Origin of the sequence: Ruegeria sp. SCP10, from assembly GCF_040329495.1 — a bacterium.
Lineage (GTDB): Bacteria > Pseudomonadota > Alphaproteobacteria > Rhodobacterales > Rhodobacteraceae > Ruegeria.
This window is the reverse complement of sequence record NZ_JBDZYF010000093.1, coordinates 1-270: the sequence shown is the minus strand read 5'-3', so window position 1 is coordinate 270 and position 270 is coordinate 1. Positions and strand designations below refer to the sequence as shown.

Annotated in this window: 1 protein-coding gene; it reads left to right on the top strand. The window is 50.4% G+C overall.

The genetic code is table 11. The features are described from left to right. The first annotated feature begins 8 nt into the window (after window positions 1–8). Window positions 9–152 (top strand): helix-turn-helix domain-containing protein, encoded by a 144-nt coding sequence (locus ABLN87_RS22420; RefSeq protein ID WP_353014330.1) that lies wholly within the window; start codon window positions 9–11, stop codon window positions 150–152. Window positions 153–270: the final 118 nt, after the last annotated feature.

The following is a 270-nucleotide window of genomic DNA, read 5'->3' as shown; positions in this document are numbered from 1 at the left end:
AAATATTCGTGCGAAACACCCAACGCTACAATCAAATCGAAGCCGACGGACGGCGGAACACCGCGGCGGCCTTGGCTGAAGAGTTCAAAGTCAGTCAATCAACGATCAATAGGATCGTGAAAAAACTATTAAAAGAACAAAACACCTCATAAGCAATCAACGGGCATTGCCAATTTGTTTGCCAGCGGTTGCAGAGAGCCTTTGCTGGCGCGGTCAGGCGGTCAACTCGAGAGCATAGTCATTCCAAAGTTCGTGCGCGACCGATCGGGC